The sequence below is a fragment of the bacterium genome (assembly GCA_040755795.1).
Lineage (GTDB): Bacteria > UBA9089 > CG2-30-40-21 > CG2-30-40-21 > SBAY01 > JBFLXS01.
Genome location: JBFLXS010000621.1, coordinates 1 through 1,724 on the forward strand (window position 1 = coordinate 1; position 1,724 = coordinate 1,724).

Genomic DNA, 1,724 nt, shown 5'->3' on the forward strand with positions numbered 1-1,724 from the left:
CAGAGGTTATGGTTATTGAGCTTTCTTGTGCCTGGATTTCCCTGTTGTTTTTATTCCTTGCGGAAATTGGGATGATTTTTATGGTTTGTCCTAGCTCTTCTGAGATTGCTTTAAAGATTAGGGTTTTGCCACTTGTTCCCAGGAAGAATTCTTCTTTTTCGTTCATTAACCTTAGCTTTGTCTTGTCATATTCAAGCCTTAGGTTCATTAAGGCAAGGTTTTGGTTATCAGAGGAAAGGTTAAGGATAAGCTCATCATTAAGGGATAATGCTGTTTTGTTTGGTTTTATGGTTAGTAAGATTGGTTCTTGGTTTTCAATAAATGGAATCTCTTCTTGTTTAGAAAGGGTTAAGATAACCTCTGCTTCAAATTCTGGATTGATTGGTAATTCCTCTTGAATTTCCAGAGCCTCTTTTTCCTTCATTGCGGTAAGGATTGCAGAAAGAACCTCATTGTAGTCTGAGATTTCTTCTGTTCTTGTTCTTTGCTTAAGCTCAAAATTAAGGATGGTGAATTCATCCTTCTTTACCTTGCAACACTTACCTTGAGGATAATAGCCACACTTTATGGCAAGGACAATATAGCATCCTGGTTTTAGGTCGGAAATGATATAATGTCCATCTTTGTCTGTCAGATCCATTCCAAAGTCACATCCTATGGCAAAAACGCAGGTACCCGCTATGGGATTTCCTGTTTGCTTGTCGGTTATTGTTCCCATTATTCCCTGACCGGGTTTAACCAAGATGGTTGTAGTGGCAATGTTATTGTCTTCTCTTAATTCTTGGATTGTATTGCTTGGGTCAACGATTACTGTGATGGTATGGGTTCCTATGGTTTTTGGTCTTGTGATAATATGCCTTATCTTTACCTCCCCTGGGGCTAAATGCCCAATTGTCTTTGTTCCATCTATCTGGTTTGTTCCATCCAGGAAGATTACTTTGATAACATTAGCATCTTGTGTTCCAATGTTTTTAATGAATGCGATTATTTTTACCCTCTGGTATTGCTTTATAATATGGGATGGACAAACCTTTATCTTTTCTACGATAAGATCAGGAAGGTTTGAGGGTATTTGAAGATAGAATATGTCTGTGGCAATATCATCAGATGGTCCCCTTGCACTTATGATTGTTGTTCCTTGGGGTTGGAGGTTGGCAATGAAGATTACCGAAAATGTGCCATTTGTGCTTGAGATTGTGGTTGTAATGCTTATGCTTGTTCCAAAGTCAATTGAGATTATAGCCTCTTTTGTAAATCCTGTTCCATTTAGGGTAATGGATTCTCCAATATTGCCAGATAATGGTTTTATTGCAATCTTTGGCTTGATAAAGAAGATGGCGGTGGCAATACAGCCCTCTGCGGTTATTATGGTTGTTCCATAGGGTTGGGTTGAGACAATAAAGGTTATTGAGAATGTTCCATTGGTAGATGTTATGGTTGTAGCAATGGTTTGGTGGGTGCCAAAGTGAATAGAGACAAGCTTATCAGGAGGCCAATTAGAGCCTCTTAGTGTAATTGCCTCACCTACATTACCTTCCTGGAAGATAAACTCTGGGTCAATTTGTGGTTCTTCGGTTATTATCTCAAACCATCCAATATCAGAGTAGAGGTTAGCAAGATTGGGGTTTAATACCTTAATCCGCCAGAAATACTCTCCATCTGGTAGGTTTGTTTCGGTTAAGGTATGGCTTCCGGTTGAGGTTCCTTCAAAATAAGTAGATGGT

Annotated in this window: 1 protein-coding gene; it reads right to left on the minus strand. The window is 38.9% G+C overall.

The genetic code is table 11. The annotated features are described in order from the left end of the window. A partial coding sequence (locus tag AB1414_20320) for a CARDB domain-containing protein (GenBank protein MEW6609759.1) occupies window positions 1-1,724 on the minus strand: 1,724 nt, incomplete at both ends.